Source organism: Streptomyces sp. NPDC004542 (assembly GCF_040610035.1).
Lineage (GTDB): Bacteria > Actinomycetota > Actinomycetes > Streptomycetales > Streptomycetaceae > Streptomyces.
In genome coordinates this window covers 1-25,606 of the sequence record NZ_JBEXLP010000034.1, presented here as the reverse complement: position 1 = coordinate 25,606, position 25,606 = coordinate 1, and the positions used below count along the sequence as shown (strand labels likewise).

At 73.2% G+C, this 25,606-nt stretch carries 22 protein-coding genes; 10 read left to right on the top strand and 12 right to left on the bottom strand.

Features of this window, described 5'->3' with window-relative positions:
- Positions 1 to 83: 83 nt before the first annotated feature.
- A complete protein-coding gene (locus tag ABZX30_RS20065) occupies positions 84 to 1,070 on the top strand; it encodes a L,D-transpeptidase (RefSeq protein ID WP_355935147.1) in 987 nt (328 codons plus the stop codon).
- A gap of 22 nt (positions 1,071 to 1,092) precedes the next feature.
- Here the strand turns inward: ABZX30_RS20065 and ABZX30_RS20060 are convergent, their stop codons facing one another.
- The 3 genes from ABZX30_RS20060 to ABZX30_RS20050 all read right to left on the bottom strand — a co-directional run bounded on the left by ABZX30_RS20060 (position 1,093) and on the right by ABZX30_RS20050 (position 4,441).
- Complete coding sequence (locus ABZX30_RS20060; RefSeq protein ID WP_355935145.1) at positions 1,093 to 2,112, bottom strand: aldo/keto reductase; 1,020 nt, start codon at positions 2,110 to 2,112, stop codon at positions 1,093 to 1,095.
- Between the two features lie 320 nt (positions 2,113 to 2,432).
- A complete protein-coding gene (locus ABZX30_RS20055) occupies positions 2,433 to 3,524 on the bottom strand; it encodes a glycoside hydrolase family 3 N-terminal domain-containing protein (protein ID WP_355935144.1) in 1,092 nt (363 codons plus the stop codon).
- Between the two features lie 476 nt (positions 3,525 to 4,000).
- The gene (locus ABZX30_RS20050; RefSeq protein ID WP_355935142.1) at positions 4,001 to 4,441 is read right to left on the bottom strand and encodes a hypothetical protein; all 441 of its coding nucleotides are present in this window, start codon (positions 4,439 to 4,441) and stop codon (positions 4,001 to 4,003) included.
- Between the two features lie 436 nt (positions 4,442 to 4,877).
- Between ABZX30_RS20050 and ABZX30_RS20045 the strand changes: the two genes are divergently transcribed.
- A complete protein-coding gene (locus ABZX30_RS20045; RefSeq protein WP_355935141.1) occupies positions 4,878 to 6,536 on the top strand; it encodes a BTAD domain-containing putative transcriptional regulator in 1,659 nt (552 codons plus the stop codon).
- Between the two features lie 75 nt (positions 6,537 to 6,611).
- Here the strand turns inward: ABZX30_RS20045 and ABZX30_RS20040 are convergent, their stop codons facing one another.
- From ABZX30_RS20040 to ABZX30_RS20015, 6 genes are all read right to left on the bottom strand, one after another.
- On the bottom strand, positions 6,612 to 7,163 hold the full coding sequence (locus ABZX30_RS20040) for a GAF domain-containing protein (RefSeq protein WP_355935139.1): 552 nt from the start codon (positions 7,161 to 7,163) through the stop codon (positions 6,612 to 6,614).
- Positions 7,164 to 7,170: 7 nt separating this feature from the next.
- On the bottom strand, positions 7,171 to 7,959 hold the full coding sequence (locus ABZX30_RS20035; RefSeq protein WP_355935207.1) for a S8 family serine peptidase: 789 nt from the start codon (positions 7,957 to 7,959) through the stop codon (positions 7,171 to 7,173).
- Positions 7,960 to 8,024: 65 nt separating this feature from the next.
- Positions 8,025 to 11,105 (bottom strand): adenylate/guanylate cyclase domain-containing protein, encoded by a 3,081-nt coding sequence (locus ABZX30_RS20030; protein ID WP_355935137.1) that lies wholly within the window; start codon positions 11,103 to 11,105, stop codon positions 8,025 to 8,027.
- Between the two features lie 58 nt (positions 11,106 to 11,163).
- Positions 11,164 to 11,385 carry an aroma-sacti cluster domain-containing protein gene (locus ABZX30_RS20025; protein ID WP_355935135.1) on the bottom strand — a complete coding sequence of 74 codons (222 nt, stop codon included), beginning with the start codon at positions 11,383 to 11,385 and terminating at the stop codon, positions 11,164 to 11,166.
- A gap of 1 nt (position 11,386) precedes the next feature.
- Positions 11,387 to 12,082: an iron-containing redox enzyme family protein gene (locus ABZX30_RS20020; protein ID WP_355935133.1), complete on the bottom strand. Its 696-nt coding sequence runs from the start codon at positions 12,080 to 12,082 to the stop codon at positions 11,387 to 11,389.
- Between the two features lie 50 nt (positions 12,083 to 12,132).
- Positions 12,133 to 13,236, bottom strand: coding sequence for a radical SAM protein (locus tag ABZX30_RS20015; protein ID WP_355935131.1), 1,104 nt, complete (start codon positions 13,234 to 13,236; stop codon positions 12,133 to 12,135).
- 294 nt (positions 13,237 to 13,530) lie between these two features.
- Here ABZX30_RS20015 and ABZX30_RS20010 point away from each other — a divergent pair, with 294 nt between their 5' ends.
- The 8 genes from ABZX30_RS20010 (at position 13,531) to ABZX30_RS19975 (ending at position 23,183) form a co-directional block, all read left to right on the top strand.
- Positions 13,531 to 13,746: a hypothetical protein gene (locus tag ABZX30_RS20010; protein WP_355935129.1), complete on the top strand. Its 216-nt coding sequence runs from the start codon at positions 13,531 to 13,533 to the stop codon at positions 13,744 to 13,746.
- 12 nt (positions 13,747 to 13,758) lie between these two features.
- Positions 13,759 to 13,971 (top strand): hypothetical protein, encoded by a 213-nt coding sequence (locus ABZX30_RS20005; RefSeq protein ID WP_355935127.1) that lies wholly within the window; start codon positions 13,759 to 13,761, stop codon positions 13,969 to 13,971.
- Positions 13,972 to 14,081: 110 nt separating this feature from the next.
- Positions 14,082 to 16,862, top strand: a complete 2,781-nt coding sequence (lanKC, locus tag ABZX30_RS20000) for a class III lanthionine synthetase LanKC (RefSeq protein WP_355935126.1) — start codon at positions 14,082 to 14,084, stop codon at positions 16,860 to 16,862.
- Positions 16,859 to 18,229 carry an MFS transporter gene (locus tag ABZX30_RS19995; protein ID WP_355935124.1) on the top strand — a complete coding sequence of 457 codons (1,371 nt, stop codon included), beginning with the start codon at positions 16,859 to 16,861 and terminating at the stop codon, positions 18,227 to 18,229. Before lanKC ends, ABZX30_RS19995 begins: the two co-directional genes overlap by 4 nt.
- Positions 18,230 to 18,261: 32 nt before the next feature.
- On the top strand, positions 18,262 to 19,308 hold the full coding sequence (locus ABZX30_RS19990; protein WP_355935122.1) for an MsnO8 family LLM class oxidoreductase: 1,047 nt from the start codon (positions 18,262 to 18,264) through the stop codon (positions 19,306 to 19,308).
- Positions 19,309 to 19,640: 332 nt separating this feature from the next.
- Positions 19,641 to 21,971 carry a heavy metal translocating P-type ATPase gene (locus tag ABZX30_RS19985; protein WP_355935121.1) on the top strand — a complete coding sequence of 777 codons (2,331 nt, stop codon included), beginning with the start codon at positions 19,641 to 19,643 and terminating at the stop codon, positions 21,969 to 21,971.
- Positions 21,972 to 22,047: 76 nt separating this feature from the next.
- Positions 22,048 to 22,506: a cyclic nucleotide-binding domain-containing protein gene (locus ABZX30_RS19980; protein WP_355935119.1), complete on the top strand. Its 459-nt coding sequence runs from the start codon at positions 22,048 to 22,050 to the stop codon at positions 22,504 to 22,506.
- A 26-nt stretch (positions 22,507 to 22,532) separates the two neighbouring features.
- Positions 22,533 to 23,183 carry a CBS domain-containing protein gene (locus tag ABZX30_RS19975; RefSeq protein WP_355935117.1) on the top strand — a complete coding sequence of 217 codons (651 nt, stop codon included), beginning with the start codon at positions 22,533 to 22,535 and terminating at the stop codon, positions 23,181 to 23,183.
- Between the two features lie 72 nt (positions 23,184 to 23,255).
- On the opposite strand, the gene ABZX30_RS19970 is transcribed toward ABZX30_RS19975, so the two are convergent.
- The 3 genes from ABZX30_RS19970 to ABZX30_RS19960 all read right to left on the bottom strand — a co-directional run.
- Entirely contained in the window at positions 23,256 to 23,855 is a 600-nt protein-coding gene (locus tag ABZX30_RS19970) for a hypothetical protein (RefSeq protein ID WP_355935115.1), read from the bottom strand.
- 32 nt (positions 23,856 to 23,887) lie between these two features.
- A complete protein-coding gene (locus ABZX30_RS19965; protein ID WP_355935114.1) occupies positions 23,888 to 24,589 on the bottom strand; it encodes a CBS domain-containing protein in 702 nt (233 codons plus the stop codon).
- A gap of 156 nt (positions 24,590 to 24,745) precedes the next feature.
- Positions 24,746 to 25,606: ATP-binding protein (locus ABZX30_RS19960; protein WP_355935113.1), on the bottom strand; the 861-nt coding region annotated here is incomplete at its 5' end.

The following is a 25,606-nucleotide window of genomic DNA, read 5'->3' as shown; positions in this document are numbered from 1 at the left end:
GGGTGGAACTGCGGACCGTCCCCGCACTGTCTGACTGGGAGTCGGGCCCGTCAGGGCCGGAGAGCGAGAGAACGGGGCGGATCGTGGGACGGCGCAAGGGCGGCATAGGGATCGCATTCGTCACGGGTGCGGTGCTGGTGGGCGCGAGTGCCTGCGGCGGGGGCGGCGGTGACACAGCGGGCGGGGACGACGCGAAGGCACCGGGCAAGCCGAGTGCGAGCGCCTCCGCGTCACCGACGAAGCCCGCGGGCCCGCCGATGCTGCTGGACACGATCACTCCGCAGACGGGCACCACGGTGGGCGTGGCCATGCCGATCTCGGTGGTCTTCACCGACCCGGTGGCGGCGAAGGCACGGGCCACGGTGGAGAAGCACATGAAGGTCAGCGCCTCGCAGCCGGTGGCCGGCGCCTGGCACTGGTTCGGCGACAGGCGCGCCGACTGGCGACCGAAGACGTACTGGCCCTCCGGCACGAAGGTCAGGATCGACGCTGACATGAAGGGCGTCAGCAACGGCAACGGGCGCTACGGCGTGCACGGCTACACCCACACCTTCACCGTCGGCGACGACGTGCGCGCGGATGTCTCGGTGACCGGCCACACCATGAAGGTGACGCGGAACGGCAAGCCGGTGCGCACTTTGTCGATCAATGCGGGCAGCCCCCAGTACCCGACGTGGAACGGCACGATGGCCGTCATCGACAAGCAGGAGAAGGTCCACATGACCTCCTGCAGCGTCGGCATCAGCTGCGACAAGGGCAGCCCGAACTACTACGACCTGACGCTGCCCTGGGACGTCCACCTCACCCAGTCCGGCACGTACGTGCACTACTCGACCGGCGACCCCAACCCGGGCAGCGGCAGCGCCCGCGGCTCGCACGGCTGCGTCCACCTGTCCATGTCGGACGCCAAGTGGTTCTACGGCCAGGTCAAGCAGGGCGACCCCGTCACCATCACCGGCTCGTCCCGCGCCAAGGCCCCGGCCGACAACGGCTACGCCGACTTCAACCTGGGATGGGACCAGTGGCTCGCGGGCAGCGCGTCCGGGGAGGGGACGACCGCGACGCTGTGACGCGCCGCGGTGGCGACACCGGTCAGCGGCGTCGCAGGGACGGGTCGAGCAGCGCGGGCGGGGTGTCGTTCTTCTCGTGCGCGGCGAGGTCGGCGCCGGGGGCGACGATCTGGTCGACCGCGTCGAGTACGTCGGCGGGGAGCACGGTGTCGGCGGCGGCGAGTTGTGTGTGCAGGTGTTCCAGCGTGCGGGGGCCGATGAGCGCGCCGGTCACGGCGGGATGCGCGGTCACGAAGCCGAGCGCGAGCTGGATCATGGTCAGGCCCGCCTCGTCGGCGACCGCGGCCAACCGCTCGACGGCGTCCAGCCTGGCCCGGTTGGAGGGGATGGTGGTGTCGAAACGCTGCGGCATCAACGCCGAGCGGTTGCCGGCGGCCCGACGGCCCTCGCGGATCGCGCCGGACAGCCAGCCCGAGGCGAGCGGGCTCCACACCAGCACCCCGAGTCCGTACTGCTCGGTCACCGGCAGGACGTGGCTCTCGACGCCGCGCTGCAGGATCGAATAGCTGGGCTGTTCGGTGACGTAACGGCCGAGGTGATGCTCGCGGGCTGCCCACTGGGCTTGCACGATGCGGTATGCGGGGAAGGTCGAGGAGCCGAAGTAGCGTATCTTTCCCGCCCGTTGCAGGTCGGTCAGGGCCGACAGCGTCTCCTCGTCGCTGGTCCTCGGGTCCCACCGGTGGATCTGGTAGAGGTCGACGTGATCGACACCGAGACGGCGCAGGCTGTCGTCCACTGCGGTGACCAGCCAGCGGCGCGACGCGCCCTGACGGTTGCGTTCGTCGCCCATGGGCAGGCTCGCCTTCGTGGCCACCACGAGGTCGTCGCGGCGGCCCGCGATGGCCTTGCCGACCATCACCTCCGACTCACCGCCGCTGTACACGTCGGCGGTGTCGATCAGGTTGATCCCGGCCTCCAGGGCCGCGTCGACGACAGCGGTGACGTCGTCCTGGCTGGTGTGCCCGAGCCTGCCGAAGTTCATCGCGCCGAGCGCGAGGGTGCTGACCTGCACGCCGGTGCGGCCCAAGGTGCGGTACTGCATGACCGTGTCTCCTCGTTGCGGGTGGAGCGTGGTGGGTCCGGCTTGGCATACCAAACAAACGGAACCTTGTTCCGGAAACAATACGGAACATGGTTCCGCTTTGGCAAACGGACCGCAGCCGAGACCGCCCTCCGCGAGGCCGTCACCGAGGCCGAGCACGAGGGCAGCAAGGCCGGCACCCTGGCTCACCCCACCGAGCCGGGGAGGAGCCGAGGGGCGTCCGACGCGCCTCGGGCAGCCTGGGCTACGGCCGGAGCACGACCGTTAAGCGGCGGTTGACGCGTCGTGCGGTGGTGGTGAAGCTCCGGCAGCGGCCGGGGTCAGCCGCAGGACAGCAGGCCCGCCTGCTGCTTGGCGGTCAGGATGCGACGGACGCTCTGGTTCACCTGCGTACGGAAGGCGGCGTTCTGCGCCATCCGCGTCTGTACGGCCTTGGCCATGGCCGGGACGAGGTTCGGCTCGACGGTCAGGACCAGATCTCCGCCGGCCGACAGGAAGTTCACGGCGCGGTTGGCCGGGGGCACCGACTTCACCGCCACCGCGTTCCCGAGATCGTCCGAGATCACGACGCCCTTGAAGCCGAGTGTCCTGCGCAGCAGTTTCTGGATCACCGTGGAGGAGAAGACGGCCTGGTGCGTCGAGTCGATCTTGTTGTAGGTGGCAGAGGAGATCATGACGAAGGGTGCGCCGGCCTTGATGCCCGAGCTGAAGGGGATGATGCTCGAACTCGTGCTCGTCGTCACCGAGTCCACCACGTTCGCCGTGGTGTCGGTGTTGCCCCGGACGTAGCCGAGTCCCGGAAAGTGCTTCAGTGTGGCCAGTACCTTGGACTGGGCGAAACCCGCCGCGAACGCGTCGCTGTGGGGGGCCACCGTCGCGGCCGTATGACCGAACTCGCGGTCGTACCGCCCGATCGGACCGTTGTTCCGGCCCAGACTGGCCGGGACGACATCGGCGACGGGCGCCAAATTCAGATTCACACCGGCCGCCTTGAGCTGCTTCGCCCACATGGCGGCCTCGGTGCGCAGCTTCGACGTCGACCAGCTTCCCTGCACCAGCGCACTCGGCATGGCCGAGAACCCGGGGCCGGACAGCACCTGTACCTGGCCGCCCTCCTGGTCGGTGGAGACCAGCAGACCCACGCGATGCCCCGAGACGGTGTCGGCCTTCGCCTGCAGACCGTTGACCAGGGTCTTGGTCGCCGCCGTACCCGCCGTACTCCGTCCGGCCAGGAAGACCGATCCCACGTGGTACTGGCGCAGGACCTGGATCCGCTTCTGGTCCGGCCTCGATGCGGCGACGGCGCCCATGAAGAGCTGCCCCACTCGTTGCGGCCCGGTCATCGCTCCGAAGACCTTGTCGACACAGGTCGCGGCCGCGCTCCCCTGCGCCGAAGCGGGTGCGTGAGGCACGACCGTGGCGTGCGAGGTGTGAGCGCCGCCCAGTCCCGCGGCCGCCAGCGAGAGCGCCAGCAACGGGACGGGCCAGACTGCCCGCTTCCCCCTCGGACCATGGGATGGTGCCTGCCGCGACGTCATGCGGAGCCCCTTCCGGTACGCCGACCACGGACCGGCCGTCCTTTGCCCGGCCGTCGACGGCGGTCATGCGGCCATCACGACCAAACGTACATCCATCCGGCCGTGTTCGCCTCTGGGACCGCGAACCGGGCGCGTGGCAACGGCAGATCGCGGACGGTACGCCGGTACCGCACAGGGCGGCGCGCGCAGCACGCCGACCGCACAGGAGCGGCGTGCCACCGCGGAGGCATGTCCCGCGGCACCTGCTCCCGCTGGGAGACCGCCGGCACCGCGGGCGGCCGCGCAGGGCTGTGACGTCGGCCGTTTCCGTGCCGGGGCCGGCGACGCCGGAGGCGAACGGGGACCGCGGCTCAGGCCGTCACGGCGAGGCGTGAGGCGAGGTCCCGGCCGGCGGTCTTGTAGGCGGGCGGGAAGGTGAGCTTCAGGCCCTGCTCCTGCCCCTCCACGGTGAGTACCGTCTGCACTCCCAGACCGAGCAGGGCCTTGCTCGGAGGGGCGGCGGACACCAGCTCGCGCGGCACGGCGACGAGCAGCTTGCCCGGCCGGCCCGTGGTCGTCTTCGCGTCGAAGAACAGCAGGCGCCGGTCGGTGAGCGCCCAGTACATGGGGCGTGGCTGCACCGTGGCGATGACCGTCCCCGCGGTGAGGACGCCGACCAGCGCGGTGGTCATCACCCGGCGCTTCACGGAGACCGACCCGACCTTGGCCAAAGAGGTGAGTTCGACCTGCTCGCCCTCGGCGAGCAGGGGCGCGACGGACTGGAGCAATTGCTGCCGGCGCCTGTTGTTCATGATCGTCCTTGCGGTCTTCCAGTGGCACGCGGGTGCGCGGTGCCGGTACGCGTGGGAGGTGCAAGCATCGTATGTGCAATATTTCAGGTCCGAACAAAATCCTGGCCATGAGTTCGCAAGATCGCCGCCCGGGAAACAAGCTGCGCCGGGCCCGCGCACCTCGGTGGATCCCGTCGGCGCCTGGTTCAGAGCGGGGCATGGACCGGTTGCCGGTGGAAATGCCGGTGCCGTTCACCCCGGCGGTCCGGGCACTTCGCGAGTCCGCAGTCGCACGGCTGCAAAGCGCCTGGACGCCCGCGCGCCCGGTACGGCCGTGCGCCCCCGGAGAAGGCGATGAACAGCAGGAACATGCTGGCCGACCCCCCATGCGCCGATGAAGTGCTTGTGGCAATGTCGACACATGAGTCGTTTGGTCACTGCATTCGGGGAATTATGCGTGCGGGACGACAGAGGCGGTACGGCCGATCTCGGCGGGCCGAAACCACGTCTGCTGCTGGCTCTCCTGGTGAGCCGGGCCAACGCCGTGTTCCCGGTGGACGGACTGATCGACGCCCTCTGGTGCGGCCGGCCCCCGCGGACCGCACGGAAGAACCTCCAGGTCTACGTCTCCCGGCTGCGCCGGGTCCTGGGTGACCGCCTCACCCACACCCTGGGCGGGTACGTACTGCGGCTCGATCCGGCGGACTGCGACCTGCTGCGGTTCGAGCAACTGGCCAGGACCGGCAGGCAGCGAACCCGTGACGGACAGACCGAGGCAGCGCTCGACGCGCTCGCCGAGGCACTCGAGCTCTGGCAGGGCAGGCCGCTGCCGGAGTTCGGCGACGTGCCGCACCTGACCGCGGCGGCCGACCGGCTCCAGGAGATGTTCCTGTCGGTTCTGGAGGAGTGGGCGGAACTGGAGGGCGACCGCGGCGGCCACCGGCCCGTGCTCGACCGTCTCCAGGAACACATCGCGTACCATCCGCTGCGCGAGCGGCTGGCCGCGGCCTGGATCAGGGCACTCGTGGCCACCGGCCGGCACAGTGAGGCGGCCGCCTACTTCGACACGGTCCGGCGGGCGCTGGCACGGGAGTTGGGGGTGACACCGGGGCCCGCGCTGACCGTTCTGCACCGTCGTCTGCTGGAGACCACCGCCGCCGGGCACCGTCCCGGGCCGGGCAACCAACTGCCGCGCAACCTGCCGGACTTCGTCGGGCGGGCCGGCGAGGTGCAGCGCACGCTCGCGTACTTCCGCGGACGCCGGGACGGCGGCGTCGTGGTCGTGTCCGGTCCGGTCGGAGTCGGCAAGTCCGCGTTCGCCGTGCACGTGGCACACCTGCTCGCGGACTCCTTCCCCGACGGTCTGATCATGGCCGAACTGGGCAATCGCCCGCTGGGCTCGGTTCTGCGGGCCCTGCTGGACAGCGTCGGTGTGCCCGCGGCGCACAACGTCGCCCAGGCCCTGGCCCGGTGGCGTTCCTGGGTGGCGGGGCGGCGGATCCTGCTGGTACTGGACGATGCCGTGGGGCAGCAGACCGTACTGGCCCTGCTGCCCGGCTCCGGAGCCAGCAGCACCCTCGTGACCAGCCGGTACCGGCTCAGCGGTCTGGAGGCGGTGGCCCGGGTCGAGCTCCCCGCCTTCGAGGAGGCGGAGGCGGCCGAACTGCTCGGCCGGGTCATCGGTTTCGGCCGGGTGATGACCGATCAGCCGTCCGCGCGGCGCATCGTGCGCTGCTGCGAGGGCCTGCCGCTGGCAGTCCGGATCACCGCCGCGAAACTCGACTCACTACGCCATGTCCGGCTGGCCGACTACGCCGACCGGCTCTGCGGCGCGCCCTCCCTGCTGGACGAGATGGCGGTGGGTGAACTGGTCCTGCGCGAGCGGTACGAGGCGTTCTGGCGGGACCTTCCCCAGCCTCAGCGGGTGGCCTACCGGAGGCTGGCCGCGCTCACGCCTCCCTTCCGGTACGACCAGGTGATCGCCGAGGTGGAGGAGCTGCACGAGTGCAACCTGTTGATGCCACCCGCCGGGGAGGTGAGTGCCCACATGGCCGCCTACGGGATGTCGGGGTTCACCCACGAGTTCGGCCGCCGGGTGACGAGATTGTCAGGATGATGACCAGCTGGTGGTCATGCCGAACGCTTCGGCCAGGCGCCGGCCGGAGGGGCCCGGTGCGCGGCCGACGGACCGTCAGCGGGGCCTGCTGCGCAGGAAGTCACGGAAGGCATCCATGATCTGCTCATCCGTCGTGCCCCGGGCCGGGGCGCCGCCGCTGAGCGTGGGGCCGCCCGCGACCCGCAGCGCGAGGGCCGCCTGGCCGGCGAAGAGCGACAGCAGGTCCAGGTCGTTGAGATCCGCGCGGGACCGGGGCGTCGGATCGAGCACTTCCAGGACGCCGAGCACCCGTTGGTCCGACAGCAGGGGCGCGGCCATGAGGGCGTCCGGAACGTAACCCGTGGACTCCGCGAGGTCCCGGGCGAAGGCCCGGGTGTTCGCCAGGTCGCCGGCGATCATCGCCTGGCCGGAGGAGGCGACCCAGCCGGCGATGCCGCGGTGCGCCGGGAAGCGGGTGCCGACGAGGAGGTCCTCGCCCTCTCCGGACACGGCCTGGAAGACCAGTTCGCCGGCGGCGGCGTCGAGCAGGAACACGGAACTCGCGGCTGCGCCGAAGATGGCCCTGGCGACGTCGACCACGGACTGCAGCAGCGCACGGGTGTCGTCGGAGGGAAGGGATGGGGACACGCGGACCTCACTTCTCCGTTCGCGATGGGGGGTCGGGCCGGGTACCGGCCGAGGAGGCCGGCCCGACGTTCGCCGCTGTCAGGTAGAGCACCGTCTTGAGCTGGAAGACGGTCAGCCCGGGATGCTTGGCGAGGATCAGCGCGCACAGCCCGGCGATCCGCGGAGTGGCGAAGCTGTTGCCCGTCGTCCGGGTGACGCAGTTGTCCAGCCAGGCCACGCGCACATCCTGGCCCTGCGCGTAGAACTCCACCGGGGGACGCGGGTTGTACAGGTGCAGGCCGGCGTCGCCCTCCTGGTGGCTGCCGACGGACACCACCGAGCAGAACCGCCACGGGAAACTGACCACGGGGCTGTTGTGCGCCGAGGCGACGATGACGGACCGCCGGAAGTACGCCTCGTCGGCCAGTTCGTGCAGTTCCCGTACGAACCTGGTGTGAGTGGTGGACAGACTCATGTTGATCACGTCGAACCCCTGCTCCACCGCCCAGCGCAGACCGGTCAGCAGGAAGTCGCCGGTGCCGGTGAAGTTCTCCCCGAGCACCCGTACGCTGTGCAGCTCGCATTCCGGGGCGACCTCCCGGACGATCCCCGCGCAGGCCGTGCCGTGGCCGCACAGGTCACCGGTGTCGGTCGGCCGGATCCGGGGGCGGCCGTCGTCGCCCTCGACGACCATGTGGGCCGACGCGACGCGCCCCACCATGAGGTGGTTCCGCTCCACCCCGCTGTCGACGATGCACACCCGGACACCACGGCCCGTGGACCCGCCCCACGCCCAGGCGGGCGTGACGGTCTCCATGGCCACCGCCGGTACCCGGATCTCGTCCGGCCGCAGGTCCCGCAGTCCCCAGCTCAACGGGTTGGTCACTGACCGCCTCCGTCCGCCGCCGCGTGATCCCGTGGTACGCCCTGCCCGACAGCCCCGACCGCTCCGGCCGCCCGTTCGGCGAGCTGCCCGGCGGCCGCTCGTCCCACGGTGTGGCCCTTCGCCCCGAAGAGGCGGGTGGCACGGTCGGCGGCCTGCCGGGCGGCGGCCGGCCGTCCCGCCCCCAGCAGGACGTGCGCCAGGTCCAGCCGGGCGGTCGCGCGGCTGATCGGGGAGTCGGTGGTGTCCGCTGCCGCGACCGCCCGCCGGGCCAGGTCCAGCGCGGTCCGGGTGTCGCCGGCGAGAGCCGCGGCCAGGGCACGGACACCACAATCGTCCGCCGTGTCCGCCGGGGGGAGGCCGGCCGCCCCGGCACCGGTCAGGACGGAGCCGGGCCGCCCCCCGCGTGCGATCACCACCCGGGCGAGGTCCCGGTAGGCGGCGGCGAGGAGCAACGGGCCGCCCCTCGTGCGGAAGGTCGCGACGGCCTTCCGCAGCAGCCGCTCCGCCCTCCGCGCCGAACCGGCCAGTACCTCCACCCCGGCGGCGAAGAGCAATGCGAAGCCGTCCACTTCCGCGTAGCCGAGTCCCGCGGCGAACCGCTCCGCGGTCACCAGGCAGGTGCGGGCCTCGTCGGCTCGGCCGCACAGGGCGAGCAGGTTCGCCAGCGGGTAGTTCAGGGTGACCACCGCGACGGGGTTGCCCGGACCGTGCTGGGCGAGCAGCGCGCGGCAGCGGTCTATCGCCTCGCCCGCCGGGGTCGGCCCGTGCCACAGCGAGATGCCGAGCGCGCCGAGCGCCATGGCCCGCTCCGGAGCCGCCCCGGCGGCCACCGCGTGGGCCAGGGCGACGGCCAGCAGCTCGCTCGCCGCGCGGTGCCGTCCGCCGAACTGCTGCTCCTGTGCCAGGCGTACGTGGGCGCGGGCCAGGCCCAGCCGGTCGTCGGACTCCTGGAAGACCTCCAGCCCGGCGCGTGCCGCGTCGGCGGCCGTACCCGGCGAGGTGTCGAGGGCCAGGGAGGCCAGCTGCAGACGGGCGTGGGCCTGGGCGAGCCGGTCGCCGGCCGCGGAGGCGGCGGACTGCACCTCACTGAGCAACGCACCGCCCTCGTCGGTGCGGCCCAGCGCCAGCCAGGTCTCCCCCAGCCCCTGCGCGGCGTGCCGCCATCGCGCCTCGCCGGGAGCGCAGTGGCTGAGGGCGCGGGCGTGCAGCTCCGCCGACCAGGACAGGTCGGCGCGGGCGAGCGCGTACCGGCCCGCGCCGGTGAGTGCCCCGGCGGCCCGGTCGCGGAGTTCCTCGGTGTGTTCGCCCCGCCGTCCGAGCTCGCGCCGGTGCAGACAGGCCAGTTCGAGATGGTGGGCGGCGAGGGCCGCACCGATGCCCGGCAGTCCCGCCAGCTCCTCGTGCCACACCGCCCGCTGCCACTTGCTCAGCCCGCGGTAGGTGACGTCGCGCAGCAGGCCGGAGCGGAACTGATAGGTCGCCGGCGTCCCTGGCACGGGTTCGACCAGGCCGCGCCGTACCAGGTCGCGCAGCGCGGCGCCCGGGTGAGCGCACCACCGCCCCGTGTCCGGGCCGCCTTCCTCGGGCCTCTCGTCGAGGAGCCACCGGACCTCCGCCACGCCGAACCGACGGCCGATCACCGCCCCCGCGTCCAGCACCGCGCGTTGTACCCCCGGCAGGACGTCGATGCGGGCGGCGAGCACGGCGGTGACGGTCACCGGCAGGTCGTCCGGGTCGGCGCCGTCCTCGACCATGCTCAGCAGCTGCTCCAGGTGCAGCGGGTTGCCCTCGGCGCGCCGCACCACGGCCTGAAGAGCGCCGTCCTCGAGGCCGCCGGCCGCCAGCGCGGCGGCCAGGCGCAGGCAGTCCGGGCCGGACAGCGGGCCCAGGCGGATCTCGTCGGCCTCGACGCGCGGCCCGTCCTCGCCCGGACGCTGTGAGCAGACGAGCAGCACCGGCACACCGGACAGCGCCTCCCCCAGCCGGGCCACGCCGTCCAGCAGGTGAGGACGTGCCCACTGCAACTCGTCCAGTACGAGCGCGACCGGCCCCGTCGCGGCCAGCCCGCTGAGCACCGTGGCGACGGCGGCCCACGTCGTCTCGGCGGACGGGCTGGGCGTCCCGTCCGCCAGCAGTCCGCCCCGCAGCACCTCGTACGCGGCCTCGTCCGGTTCCCGGGCACGGGCCGGGGCGCCTGCCCCGGCGGGCGGGGGCACGGGACGGGTGCGCGCGGTGTGCAGCACGTCCCGGATCGCGTCCGCGAGGGGCATCAGGCTGGCCTCGTCACGGTAGGAGTGGCAGCGGCCGGCACCGACGGCCGAGCCCTGGGCGGACAGGGCCGCGATCCACTCCCGCAGCAGCCGGGTCTTGCCGATGCCCGCGTCGCCCGTGACACGGATCGTGCGCCCGGTGCCCTCGGCCGAGACCGCGGCCCACGCCGCCGCCAGCCGGTCGTACTCCGCCGCGCGCCCGACGAAGGGGGTGCCGGAGCGCGACATGCCGCGCGGGTGCTCCTCGGCCGTCAGACCGAGCAGCCGGAAGGCGTCGACCGGGTCGCGTTTGCCCTTGAGTGTCAGCGGGCCCACCGGTTCGACGACCGCGGCGGCTCCCAGGAGGGTCCGGGTGGCGGGGCCGATGAGGATGTGTCCCGGGTCAGCGGCCTGTTCGAGCCGGGCGGCCACGTTGACCACCTCGCCGGAGACCACGGTGCCCGCCGCGATGTCCCCCGAGGTCACGGCCTCCCCACTGTTCACACCGATGCGGACCGCGAGGGTGCTGCCGAATTCGCGTTCGAGCTCGGTGTTGAGCTCCCCCAGCGCGGCCATCATCTCCAGCGCCGCGGCCGCCGCCCGGCGGGCGTCGTCCTCGTGCACGTGCGGCACGCCGAACACCGCCATCACGGCGTCCCCCACGAACTTCTCCACCGTCCCCCCGTGCGACTCGATTCCGGCCCGCATCGTGTCGAAGTAACGCAGCACCACGGAGCGCAGCGTCTCCGGATCCAGCGCCCCGGACAGTTCGGTGGAGCCGACCAGGTCGCAGAAGACCGCGGTGATCACCTTGCGTTGCTGCCGCATGGGCCGTCCCCCCTCGCTGCTCGCCGTCGGACACTCGACGGCCGGTCGTGCGGGCCGCTCAGAACAGCGCCGCCCCGGCGACGACGGTGTGCGCCTGCACTTCCGGCTCCACGGCGTCCAGCCGTGCCTTGAGGTCCAGGACCAGCTCCAGTTCGTCCGGGGAGAGGGCCCCGAAGACGGCACGCTGCTGCCCGGTGAAGGCGTGGACGGGGAAGCCGGCCTCCTCCAGTGCCCGCAGGACGTGCTCCGCGTCGTGGTCGGGTTCGGGGGCGGACGCCATGTCACGTGTCCTCTCGGTCGCGGCTGCCGGGTCTGTCCGTCGCGATGGTCATGGCGTCCAGTACGTCGGCGAGCGCTCCCACGGTGTGCAGCGCGCTCAGCCTGACCGCTGCCCGGACCTGCGGCGGCGCGGTGATGTCGTCGAGGGCCGCGAGGACCGCGGCGCTGTGTCCGCCGTCGGCCTCGGCGTGCAGCCGTAGCGTTTCGAAGGCGGCCGCGGGCAGACCGGTGCGGTCGGCCAGCAAGGGTATGAGCGGCGGTGCGGGGGCGTTGAGTTCCAGTACCGCCACATAGCCGAGCAGACACATCGGGTGGAAGTGGCTGACCCAGTAGTACTGGGCGCCGACCAGGCGGGCCACGTCCGGCGAGGGCGGCCGGGCCAGCTCGCGGTCCGGCCGCAGACCGGCGGCCGCCATGTCCCGCAGCAGCCAGGCGTCGTGGTGCCGCTCGCGTGCGATGTGCGCGGACAGGTAGTTGCCCAGCGGCTCCGACGCCGGATCGGCGGGGCCCGCGCGGCGGCAGCGGTCCAGGGCCAGTTCCATCAGCGGTACGGAGGCCCGGATGACCGTGTGCATCGTGACGAGGTAGCGCAGGTAGCGTTGCCTGAGGTGCCGGGGGTGCCACAGACGGGCCGCGCTGCCGCGGAGGGTGGGCGTCACCAGGCCGAGGACGGCGCGCAGTTCCTCTCCGAGGGGCACATCGGCTCGCTGCGGGGCGCCTGCGCCGACAGCATGTCCGGAAACCGCCGTCACGGCGTGCGCTCCGGCCCGGAGCACTCACGGTGGCTCTGGTCCCGCCCGGGGTCGACGAGGTGGGCGTGGCGTGCCTGGCCGTGCCGGGCGACGAGCGCCGCGGGGCCGCCCGTCTCGCCGGCGCGCTGCGCGGCCGCCTGGAGCAGCTCGCCGGCCGGGCCGCCGCCCGACCGCCGCGCCCAGCGCCGTGCGGTGTCCGCGTCACCGAGGCGGTGGCAGGTGCCGCAGTAACCGTCCGGGGCCACACCCGTCCGGGTGGCGATGTGCACCGGGCCGACCGTGCGGATCATCCGCAGCAGCGGCCGGGTGTGCGCCTGTTCGTGCACGGTCCGCCACGTCGTCGTGCGCACGTTGCCCAGAGTCAGGTGCCCGGGCCGGACGCGGCGGTCCGCCACGTCCTGGTTGCAGCAGGCGGTGACGGTGCCGTCGACCGTGACGACCGGCCATGCGGCCATGTCGCAGGGGGCCGCCGCCCACGGGTCCGGTCCGGCCGGCGTCGGGGGGCGGGGGTTCGGTCCGCCGGCCCGCCCGAGCCGGCGGACCTGTCCGACCAGCATCGGGACATCCGTGCCGAAGCGGCTGAGTACCTGGGCGCAGACCTCGTCCGGATACGGATCGTCCGGGCCGTCTCCCAGAATGTGCAGGCTCACGGCGACACCCGTGCCGAGCAGCGCGTCGAGGGCGGAGAACACGTCCCCGCGCGGGACGTGCCGCTCGTGGTACGCGTCGAGGCTGAGCGAGAAGTGGTCGACGGCACGCGCGACCCGGCGTACGGCGGGCGGCAGCGGTGCACCGACGGCGAAGAACCCGCCGGAGAGCACCGCCGTCCGGGTGCCCGAGTCACGGGCCGACCGGACCACCGCGGCCACCAGGTCCGGGCGGAGCAGGGGCTCGCCGCCGGTCAGCATCAGCACCTCGGGGCGGCAGCCGGGCGCGAACGTGCCGAGGAAGCGCAGCAGCTCGGCGCCGTCGAGGTCGCGGCCCCGGATGGTAGCCGCCGTGGAGCAGTGGGCGCAGCTCAGCGGGCAGCGCTCGGTGACGGTGACCAGCAGCCCCGCGCCGATCGTCTGGCGCAGCGACATCAGTTCGGCCAGCCGCATGCCCGCCCCCTCTCGGTGAGGCCGTGGTCCGGCGCGGTCGTCGGTTACCGGGCCGAGTGTCGGACTTCTGCCTGCGAAGCGGTTGGCAAACGGTATGAGCGCAGTTCAGCGAGGTGTCGAGCGGAGCCGGGGCGGTCGGCGCGGGGCCGGGCGGGGGCGGCGGCGGTCCGCCGTGACCCGCGGGAGCTGGCCTTTCACCGTCCGCAAACCGCTCTTGTGGCGGTCGTTCCTACCGTCTGGCCGAGCCGGACCGAAGCGGACCGGCCCATGTCCCGCGACGGAGGGAGAAAGCCCATGGCGGAAGCGGACAAGGTTCCCGAGCAGGGTGAGGACGACGCGGCCAAGGTCGACAAGGCCGCCGAGGTGGCCCGGGCGGCCGAGGTGGCCGCCCACTCGCTCGCCGACGCCGTGCTGCAGTTGCAGCGGCTCGACCCCGAGAAGGAAGCGGCCGGCGGCACCGTACCGCAGGCCGACAGTGGCGGTTCCTGCCACAACATCAGCTGCTTCTAAAGGAGTGACGCCATGTCCGAGGAGATCCGCCCCGACGCCGAACCCCCCGAGGTCGAGCCCATCGAAGCCGAGGCCGCCGAGCCCGACGGTGATGTGGAGGCGCACCTCGCGGCCGGCCAGGACGCCGTCCTGGGCCTGCAGAAGCTGAACCCGGAGAAGGAGGCCTCCATCATCAGCGATCCCGCGGGAAGCGGGGGCTCCTGCCACAACATCAGCTGTTTCTGAGGGCTGACGAACGCAACGTCACGACGTCCGGCCGGGTCCGGGGCACGCGCTCCCGGCCCGGCCGGACGGGGCTTCACCAGGTTCCGGTCTCGGCAGAAGGGATGCGCGGTATGCAGCTCGAGTGGGAGATCATACAGACGTACATGACGCACCACCCGCGCTGGTTCGAGGACTTCGAGCGCCGCGTGCCGAGCGGGGAGCACCTGTGCGAGTACCGGGCCGTGATGCCCGCGCAGTGGCGGCTGTGGCGCCGGGGCTACTGGTTGCTGACCGCCCCGCCTCAGGTGCCGGCCGTCGCCCAGGGCTGGAAGCTGCACGTGTCCGCGACCTCGCGGACCAGCGCGGCCACCCTGCGCGCCGTACTGCCGCTGCTGCGGGACGCGGCCGTGCACTTCAAGTTCCTGATCGACCCCGCCGCGATGCTTGAGTCCAACGGCAAGTCCTTCCCGCGGGGTTCGAGCGGCAAGTTCATCACCGTGTACCCGGCCGACGAGCGGGAGTTCCGGGCGGTCGGGGACGCGCTGACCGCCGCCCTCTCGGGTTTCGACGGCCCGCACATCCTCTCCGACCGGCGCTACCCGGGGTCGCGGGTGGTGCACTACCGGTACGGCGGTTTCGTCTCGATCTCCCGCATGCGGCCCTCCGGGTCGAAGGAGCTGCTGATCCGCACCCCGGACGGCGAGCCGGTGGTCGACATCCGGCATCCGTACTTCCATCTGCCGTACTGGGTGACCGACCCCTTCACCGGGGAGGCGGCCGGGGAGGCGGCCCCGGTCCGGGCCACTGCGGCGGAGCAGGCGCCGGACACCGGCATCACCCTCGCGGACGGACGCTTCACGGTCGTCAGTGCGATGAAGTTCAGCAATCGCGGCGGCATCTACCACGGCGTCGACAACGAGACGGGTGCGGACGTGGTGATCCGCGAGGCCCGGCCGGGCGTGCAGATCGGACCCGAGGGAACCGATGCCGCCGAACTGCTCCGGCACGAGTACGAGATGCTCACCGAACTGGCCGACACCGGACTGTTCGTGCGGCCGGTGGCGTTCTTCACCGACTGGGAACACTCCTTCGTCGCCGAGGAGTTCGTCGAGGGCACCCACCTCGGCCACCTCGGCATCATCGAGAATCCCGTGTACAACCTGGACCTGACCGCCGAGCGGCTGACCGACTACTACGAGCGGTTCCGCGCGCTGTGGCTCCAGGTCGCGGACGCGATCGCGGCCTGCCACGAGCGCGGCATCGTGCTCGGTGACCTGTCGCTCACCAACATCATGGTCACCGCGGACGACCGGATCCGCGTCATCGACCTGGAGTCCGCCTTCCACGAGGACGCTCCCCCCGGGGTGGCCCGCGGCGCGCGGCTCTACACGCCCGGCATGGTGACCCGCCGTGCCCGGGTGGCCGGACAGGGCGACCGGGGCACCGACTACTACGCCTTCGGCGGTCTGATCCTCGGCTGCGTCATGCTCTGCCACCAGACGGACTTCATCGACCGGACGATGCCGCGCCGGCTGCTGGCCGAGGTGGCCGCCGACCTCGCGCTCCCCGCCGACCTGGTCCGGCTGATCGGGGACCTCTACGACGAGGACGCCGCCCTGCCCGACCCGGGCGAGCTGCGCCGCCGGATCGAGGCGCTGCCCTTCGCCGACGCCTGGCGGCAGCCGCCCCCGCTGGGGCTGCCCCCGGCGACGGACGGCACGGCGCGCGCCGAACTGCACAAGCGAGTGGAGGCCACGCTGAGCGGTGTGGCGGACTTCTGGCGCAACACCGCCGACCTCGACCGTCAGGACCGGCTGTTCCCCGCCGACGTGGCGGTGTTCCGGACCAATCCGCTCTCGCTGGCCCACGGTGCCTACGGCACGCTCTACGCCCTGCACCGGTTGCGCGGCACGGTGCCCGACGAGCTGCACGCCTGGGCCCTGCGGCAGTCCACCGCGCACGACGCGATGCCCGCCGGACTGTACTTCGGCGCGGCGGGCGTGGCCTGGGCGCAGTCGGCCATCGGGTGCCCGGACATCGCCGTGCGGACCCTCCTGGACGCCCACGGGCACCCGCAGCTGCTGACCGAGCCCGGTGTGCTGACCGGGACGGCCGGCTACGGCATGGCCTGTCTGCGGCTGTGGCGCGACTCGGGGCTGGAGGAGTTCCTGGACCGGGCCCGAGCGGTCGGTGACCACCTGGCCGGGGCGGCCCACCGCGACAACGGCCTGGCCTCGTGGCCCGACGCCTCGCGCGCGACGCCCGTCGGCTACGCGGAGGGTGCCGCCGGCGTGGCCATGTTCCTGCTCGCCCTGCACTGCGCCACCGGTGACCCGGACACACTCCAACTCGGCCGGGCCGCACTGGACTTCGACCTGGCCCAGGCGGTCGCCGCGTCCGGCGGCCGCCTGTCGTTCCCCGCGTCGGTGGCCACGGACGACAAGCCCACCATGGTGGTACGGCACTACTGGGACCACGGCACGGCGGGCATCCTCACCACCCTGTTGCGCTACCACCACGTCACCGGCGACCCCTGGCTGCGTGAGCGGATCACCGAGCTGCTGCCCGACGTGCGACGCAAGTACACGGTGTTCCCCCAGCTGTTCCACGGCACCAGCGGGCTGGGCAACGTACTGCTGGACGCCTACGAGTTCCTCGGCGACGCCGAGTTGCTGGCGGAGGCCGAGCGGGTGGCCGAGGCGGTGCTGTGCACGGCGATCGAACGGCCCGAGGGCATCGTCTTCCCCGGTGAGCAGACCGTACGGGAGAGCTGCGACCTGGCCAGCGGATCGGCCGGTGTGGCCCTCTTCCTCGACCGCCTGCGCCGGGCCCGCCCCGGTGGCCGCAGCAACGCCAACTTCCTGCTGGACGACTTGCTGCCGGCGGACCCGGGCCGGGCCGGTGCGCGGTGAGGGCGACCACGGCCACCGCGACGGCCGGTCCCGCCGTGATGCCGCTGCGGGCCAACCGGGACTTCCGGCTGCTGTGGATCGGACAGGCGCTGTCGGACTTCGGGTCGGCCATGACGGGGCTCGTCCTGCCGCTGGCCCTGCTGCGCAGCGGCTACTCGACGTCGGCCACCGGCACCATCGGCACGGCGGTCCTGGTCACCGCCATGATCGTCCGGATGCCCGCCGGCTACCTCACCGACCGCTACAGCCACCGCCGGCTCATGCTCACGGCCGATCTCGGGCGCCTGGTCACGGTCGGCGCGGTCGCCGTCTGGACCTTTCTGGACCGGCTGCCGATCGCGGTGGCCGTGGTCACGGTGGTCGTGGCCCAGCTGGGTGTGGAGCTCTTCCGGCCCAGTCAGAACGCCACCGTGCGCCGGGTCGTCCCGGCCGCGCAACTCGGCACGGCCATCTCGATGAACCAGGCACGGGCGTACGCCGCCGGCATCGTCGCCCCGGCCGTGGCGGGCCTGCTCCTCGCCGCCTCGCTGTGGCTGCCGTTCGCCATCGACGCCCTGACGTACGCGGTGTCCGCGCTGTGCGTGATGGCGCTGTCCCGTCTGGCCCACCGGGCCGGCGCCGGCGGGACCGATGACGGTACCGACGGGACCGACGGGACGAGGGCGCAACGGACGGGCGGGACGGGCAGGTCCGACGAGGCGGCGAAACCGGACACGGCCGCGGGCGAGCCGGACACCGCCGGGCGGGAGCGCTTCCTGCCCCGGCTGACCGCGGGACTGCGGTACGTGGTCAAGAACCCCTTCCTGCGCGCCGTCGCCGGGCTGGCCGCGGGGGAGAACTTCGTCTTCCAGGCACTGGCCTACGCCCTGCTCCTGGGCATCGGGCAGGAGCACGACGGGGCGGCCGCGGTGGGGCTCGCGATGAGCGCGGCGGCGGTGACCGGGCTGACCGGTTCGCTCATCGCGCCCTCCCTGCAGCGCAGGTGGCGCATGCAGACGGTCATGGCGGCCGGACCGGCGCTGGCCGGCCTCATGCTCGCGGTCGCCTGGTTCACCGGCAGCGGGATCGCGTTCGCGGCCGGTTACTCCGCCCTGTGCCTGCTGACCCCGGTCAACGGCGCGGTGTTCGGGACCATCCTGGCCACCACGGTGCCCCAGGACATCTACGGCCGGACCACCACGGCGCTCGGGTTCACCGCGGAGATCCTCCAGCCGCTCGGCCCGTTGGCGGCGGGCCTGCTGCTGGCGTACCTGTCCCTGTCCGGCATCGCCGCCCTGTTCGCCCTGGCCTTCGCCCTGCTGGCGGTCCTGTCCCTGCTCCTGCCCTCCGCACCGGACTCACCGGGCTCCGCCGCCGTCAAGGCCTGACTCTCCCCACCACCGTGCCCAGGGAGGCTCCTATGGTTCCGCTGTCCGTGCTCGACGTGGCGCTCGTCGCGCCCGGCGGCACCGCCCGGCAGGCGCTGCACGACGTCGTCCGGACCGCCGTGGCCGCCGACGCGTCCGGTTACCACCGGTTCTGGGTTGCCGAGCACCACAACTCGCCTCGCTGCGCCGGAAGTTCACCAGCGGTGTTGATCGCGCACATCGCGGCGACCACGCCCCGTATCCGGGTCGGCTCCGGCGGGGTGATGCTGACCAACCACGCACCGCTCACCATCGCGGAACAGTTCGCCGTCCTGCAGTCCCTGCACGACGACCGGATCGACCTCGGCGTCGGGCGCGCGACCGGCGGCACCGACAGCAGTACCCTCCTCGACCGCGCCCTGCGCCGGCCGCCGCAGGCCCGCGCCGAGTTCCCGCAACTGGTCGACGAACTCGTCGGCTTCCTCCACGGCCACTGGCCCGGCGACCACGCGTTCCGCGACCTGGAACTGTCCCCGGCCCTCACCGTGCCCCCCGGCGTCTTCGTTCTGGGCACCTCCGAGAACGGTGCCCGGGTGGCCGCCGCGCGGGGGCTGCCGTTCGCCTACGGGGCGCACCTCGGCCCCAAGTCGCGTCCGGCCGCCCTGGACCGCTACCGCTCGTCCTTCTCCCCCGGACCCCTCGGCACGAGCCCCTATGTGATCGCGTCCGTCAACGTCCAGTGCGCCGGGAGCGACCAGGAGGCCCAGCTCCTCGCCTTCGACACCACCGCCGCGCGCTTCCGCCAGAAGCACGCGGCGGCCTCCCCGGCCACCGCGCTCACCGAACCCCGCGAGCGCCACCTCATCGGCAGGATGCTGGAGGACATGCAACTCGTCCACGGCGGGCCGGACACCGTCGCGGCCGGACTGAGACGGCTTGCCGCGTCCTTGGGCGCCGACGAGATCATGGCTGTCCCGTACGACATCACCGCCGCCGGCCGCGCCCGCACCCTGCGCCTGACGGCCGAGGCGTGGTTCCGTGACGCGAAGGCCCCCGCGGCGGCGCCCACGCCGCCCGCGCTCGTCGCTCGCTGCCCCTGAATCCCTCCAGGATCTCCGTGGCGGTGGTCCTGCCCGCCTTCGTCGCGGCCGAGCAGCGCGGCCCCGGGCCGCCGTCACACCGCATTCGGTGCGGTCGACCCGTGTGGTGGAGGGCGTCGACCGCCGCACGGGCCCTCTCGCGGCTCCGCGCCCGGCTCGGACACGACCGGACGGGCATGGCGCCGGACGGCTGCATCGCCGATCACCTCGGCGGCACGGCCCTACGGCCCTCACGACAGAGCCGTTCGTCCCATGCGGTGGCCCGGCCCGCCGGGATGTGATGGGAGAGGATGGGAATCGCGGCGCACGACGCCGGACGGACAGGGGTAGTCATGAACCGTTCCGCCTTCAGGACAGGCCTGCGCTGTGTGACCTCCGGGGTCGTCCCGAGACGGCTGGAACCCGCCCTCCTGGCGGTCACGGCGGTGGCCCTGATCGCGGGAGGCGCCGCCTGGCTCGCCGGCCAGGAGGGGGTCGCCGACCTGCTGTGGGGTCTGGGCACCGTGTCCGCGATCCCCCCGGCGGTGGGCTGGGTGCTCGTCGCGCTCCGTCACGGCCGCGCGGGCGTCGACCTGATCGCGGTGCTCGCTCTCTGTGGCACCCTCGCCGTCCACGAATACCTGGCCGGTGCACTGATCGCACTGATGCTGGCCACCGGCCGGACACTGGAGGCGGCGGCCCAGCGGCGGGCCTCGCACGATCTTCGCGCGCTGCTGGAGCACGCGCCCCGCTGGGCCCGCCGTCGGACAGCGGCCGGAGTCGGCACGATTCCCCTGGCCGAAGTGGGCGTGGGTGACCTCCTCGTCGTGGCTCCGGGCGAGGTCGTCCCGGTCGACGGACGTGTGGAGAGCGGCGTGGCCGACCTCGACGAGTCCGTACTCACCGGGGAGTCCCTCACCGTCCAGCGCGCGGCCGGCGGCCCGGTCCGCAGCGGGGTGGTCAACGCGGGCGGCGCGTTCGAGCTGCGGGCCACGGCGACCGAGCACGACAGCACGTACGCCGGAATCGTGCGCCTGGCCAGGGATGCCCGGGCCGAGGCAGCACCGGTGGTACGGCTGGCCGACCGCTACGCCGCCTGGTTCCTTCCGCTCAGCCTGGCGGTGGCGGGACTGGCCTGGCTGCTCAGCGGCTCGGCGGTGCGGGCGGTCGCGGTGCTGGTGGTCGCCACCCCCTGCCCCCTGCTGCTGGCCGCGCCGGTGGCCATCGTCTCCGGGATCTCCCGCGCCTCACGCCGGGGCGTCGTCATGCGCGACGGTGGTGCCCTGGAGAACCTGGGCCGGGCCCGCACGCTGCTGCTCGACAAGACCGGCACCCTCACCCGGGGCCGCCCCCGCGTCCTGGACGTGGTCGCCGCACCGGGGTGGCAGCCCGCGGAGGTGCTGCGGCTGGCCGCGTCGCTGGACCAGTACTCGCCCCATGTCCTGGCCGAGGCGATCGTCGACACCGCGCGCGAACGGAAGCTGGACCTGTCGGTCCCGTCCGGCGTCGGTGAGGAGCCCGGCCGGGGTGCCTCGGGCATCGTGGACGGACACCGGGTGTCCGTCGGCCGCAGTGACGCCGACGGCGCCCGCCCGTCCTGGGCCCACGCGGTGGACAACCGGGCGCTGCTCGACGGCGCGGCGGTGGCCTGGCTGACCGTCGACGGCCGTCCGGTGGGCGCGGTGCTGCTCCGGGACCCCCTGCGCCATGACGCCCCGCGCACCTTGCGCCACCTGCGGGCCGCGGGCATCGAACGGCTGCTGATGCTGACGGGCGACCGCGCCGAGCCGGCCCGCGAGGTGGGTGCCGTCCTCGGTCTGGACGACGTCCGCGCCGGACTCGACCCGGCCGGCAAGGTCGCCGTCGTACAGGCCGAACGCGAACGCGCCGTCACCGTGATGGTGGGCGACGGTGTGAACGACGCCCCCGCGCTGGCCGCCGCGGACGTCGGCGTGGCGATGGGTGCCCGCGGCTCCACCGCCTCGTCCGAGGCCGCCGACATCGTGCTGACCACCGATCGCGTGGACCGGCTCGCCGACGCCGTCCTCATCGCCGTACGGGCCCGGCGGATCGCCGTGCAGAGCGCCCTGGGCGGGATGGCGATGTCCCTGGCGGCGATGGCCGCGGCCGCCCTCGGCCTGCTGCCGCCCGCCCTGGGCGCCCTGCTCCAGGAGGGCATCGACGTGGCGGTCATCGTGAACGCCCTGCGGGCGCTGAGCGTGGACCAGGCCACGGGACCGGCGCTCACGCCCGCCGCCGAAGCGCTCATCCACCGCTTCGCGTCGGAACACGACGATCTCCAGGACGTGCTCGAAGCGGTGCGCGGGGCGGCCGACCGCCTCTCCGACGGCCCCGGACCGGGGGCTCTGGCGGCCGTCGAGGACGCGCACCGGCTGCTCACCGAGCGGCTGCTGCCCCACGAGTACGCCGAGGAACACGAGCTCTATCCCGCGCTCGCCCCCGCGCTCGGCGGCCCGGAGGCGACGGCCACCATGAGCCGGGCCCACACCGAGATCGAGCGTCTCTCCCACCGCATCTCCACTCACCTGCGGCTGGCTCACGCCGAGGGCGGTCTGTCCGCCGACCAGCTCGACGACCTGCGCTCCTGCCTGTACGGGTTGCACACCGTGCTCCGCCTGCACTTCACGCAGGAGGAGGAGAGCTACTTCTCGCTGGCCCAGTGAGATCCTCGGCGGCCCGTGGCGGCGGAGCACGGACGCGCCCACGCTGGAAGCAGGGACGAGGAAGGGAGCCGGGGCGATGACCTCCGCCACCACCATGACCACGGCCTTGCCGGCCGAGCACCGCGATCGGCTGGTGCGCCTCGGCCGCGAGGTCTCCTTCGAGGCCGGGACCCGCCTGTTCGAGGAGGGCCGGCGCGCCGACCGCTTCTGGATCATCCGGACCGGGACCGTCGCCCTCGACCTGCGTGTGCCGGGCCGCCGCCCCGCCGTCATCGAGTCGCTCGGGCGCGGAGAGCTGGTCGGCTGGTCCTGGCACTTCCCGCCGTACCTGTGGCACCTGGGCGCCGCGGCGACGACCCCGGTGCGGGCCTGGGAGTTCGACGCCGAGACGGTCCTGTCGATGTGCGCCGAGGACCCCGCGTTCGGCCGGGCGATCGCGGTGTGGGTGGGGCGAGTGGTCGCCCAGCGGCTGCACGCCGCCCGGATCCGGCTGCTCGACCTCTACGCGCCCTACGGCAGCGGTGGCCTGACGTGACCACCCGGCTCTGCGAGGAGGACAGCATGCACAGCAGTCCGCATCGAGTGAGTGACGTGATGACGCGTGCCGTCGTCGCGGTGGGCCGCGAGGCTCCGTTCAAGGACATCGTCGAGCGCATGGACCGGTGGAAGGTCAGTGCCCTGCCCGTACTGGAGGGCGACGGCAGGGTGATCGGGCTCGTGTCCGAGGCCGATCTGCTGCCCAAGGAGGAGTTCCGGGACAGCGATCCGGACCGGTTCACCCAGCGGCGCCGGCTGCCGGACCTGGCCAAGGCGGGGGCGGTGAGCGCGGGCGAGCTGATGAGCGCCCCGGCCGTCACCGTCCATGCCGACGCGACGCTCGCCGAAGCAGCCCGCATCATGGCGCTGCGCGACGTCAAACGCCTGCCCGTGGTGACCGCCGAGGGTCTGCTCGAGGGCGTCGTCAGCCGCGGCGACCTGCTCAAGGTGTTCCTGCGCCCGGACAAGGACCTCGCCGACGAGATCCGGCGCGACGTGGTCGACCCCCTCTTTCCCGCACCGGTCGAGCCCGTGCACGTCATGGTCACCGAGGGCGTCGCCACGCTGACCGGACGAGTGCGGGATGCCGCCCGGATCCCTCTTGCCGTCCGCCTCGTGCGGGGCGTCGAGGGCGTGGTGGACGTGGACTGCCGCATCACGGCGGCGAACGGGTGAGCTGAAGAGAATGGACGGGCGGAACCGATCGGTCGGTGAGCCTGAACGGATCGGTGAGCGGGCGGGCCGCCGTCACCTGCCCCCGTTCAGGTTCCCCCACTCGGGTCCGACCTGTTCCCACTCCTGGTCCCATTCGGCCATGCGCCGCCGGATGAGCCGGGTGCGGATCCCCCACCCCGCCGTCCAGACGGCCGCGCTGACGGACGGGGCGACGAGGGCTCCGGTCAGGGCGGCCTGAAGCGTCGCGGAGGCCCCGGTGACCGGTGCCGCCACCACCCGGCCGGAGGAGTCCGTCCAGACCGTGATCCGGGTGCCCACCGGGGCCCCCGGGACCACCTTCGCCCGGTCGCTGTGCACGGTTCCGTCAGCCCCCGTCCAGCGCACCGCGGCCCACACCCGGCCGTCGTCGTCTCCGGTACCGGCCGGCGGGTTCGCCGGGGCCTCGTCGGTGAGGACGGCGGACACGGTGTGCACCTGGGCCTCGCGCGCGGCGAACGCCTCGTCGGTCGACCGGGCTGCCGCCGCGCCCGCGAGGGAGCCGCCGACGAGGGCACAGATCCAGGTGACGAGCACGATCCAGGCCTCGACGACGTCACTGTGCCGCCGGAGCGGGTTTTGCCGCCAGCGCCACAGCCGTACGGGTTTCACCGTGGTGGGTGGTGTCCGCGTCATGGTCGCCGCCTCCTCGCGCGGGCCGGCCGCCGTCAGGCGGGTGCCGCCCGCTGTGGGTCCGGCAGATCGGGGTCGAGATTCGGCCGACGGGGCGGACCGGTCAGCGCGCACCGCACGTCCACCACGCCTTCCACGGCCCGTGCCAGCTGGGCGGCGAGGGGGACCAGCGCGGTGTCGTACACCCGGCCCGTGAGCGTCACGACGCCGTCGCGCACCTCGATCCGGAGCTCCCCGGCTTCCGTGCCGAAGAGCGGCAGGGCGACCTCGCGCCGGACCTCCTCGGCGATGTCCGCGTCCGCGCGCAGGAACACCTTCAGCAGGTCGGAACGGCTGACGATGCCCTTGAGGGCGCCGTCCCGGCCGACGACGGGCAGCCGCTTGACCCGGTGGCGGGCCATGACGCGTGCGGCGCGCGAGAGCGTGGCGTCGGGCGTCAGGGTGACGGCCGGGACGGTCATCAGGTCAGCCGCGGTCACCGCGCCCGCCTTGTACACCTCGGCGGGGTGCCGCTGCTGTCCGTACCGGCCGGGGTCGCCCTGCCGGTACTCCTCCTTGGCCAGCAGGTCGGCCTCCGAGACGACACCCACGACGTGTCCGGCGTCATCCAGCACGGGCAGGGCGCTGACCCGCCATTCCCGCATGGTCTTCACGATGTCCTTGAAGGCCGCTCCCGTGCGCAGGGCGACGACCCTGTGCGTCATGACGTCGTCCACGACGGTCGGAGTGCCGGCCATGGCGTCCTCCAGGGGCTCGGATGCCGTTCCACGACACCTTCAGCCTGCGGCCGCGGACCCGGTCGGGGCATGGGCCGAGTGGCCCGTACTGCGGTCCCCGTGCGGGACCGGACGGGGACACCCGCCCGGCTCCGGCCACCCCGGCGCCAGAAGGGCCTACCGTGCGGGCAAGGGAACCCGCCAGGTCAGCAGGGCGCCACCGCCGTCGGGACAGCTCACCTCGAGCCGGCCGCCCAGCTGCTCCGCCCGCTCGGCCATGTTGCGCAGTCCGCTGCGGCGGCCCTGCCGCGGAATGCCCACACCGTTGTCCGAGACCCTCAGGGTCACCTGGTGGCCGTCCGTGCTCAGGGCCACCTGGGCGCGGTCGGCGTGGGCGTGCCGGGCGATGTTGGTGAGGGCTTCGGAGAGCACCGCCACGACGTGGTCGGCGGTCTCCGCCGGCACCTCGGTGTCGACCAGGCCTTCCATGCGCACGCTGGGGGTGAAGCCCAGCAGTGGGGCCGCCTCGCCGACCGCGTGGACGACGCGGGCCCGCAGCCCGCTCCCGGCGGATCCCTCCCGCGTCCGCAGCCCGAAGATCGTAGACCTGATGATCTTGATGGTTTCGTCGAGGTCGTCGACGGCTCGCAGGACCCGCTCGGACGCCTCCGGGTGCTCGATGAGGCGGCCCGCGCTCTGCAGGGTCATGCCGGTGGCGAACAGTCGCTGGATGGCCAGGTCGTGCAGGTCCCGGCCGATCCGGTCGCGGTCCTGGAGCACCGCTATCTGCTCGGCGTCCGCTCGCCGTTCGGCCAGTTCCATCGCGATCGCGGCCTGTGCGGCGAAGCCCTGGAGGAACACGGTCTCCGTCTCCGAGAAGAGGGGCCGGCCGGCCTCCCGGGCCAGCAGGAGCACGCCCCGGCCGTCGCCCGCCCCCCGGCCGTTGGGGTCGGCGACGGCCGGGGCCGGAGCGGCGCAGCGCGGCGGGTCCAGGGGGATCCGTGGGGCGGGGGGCACGGCTTGGCGGGCCCCCGGGGC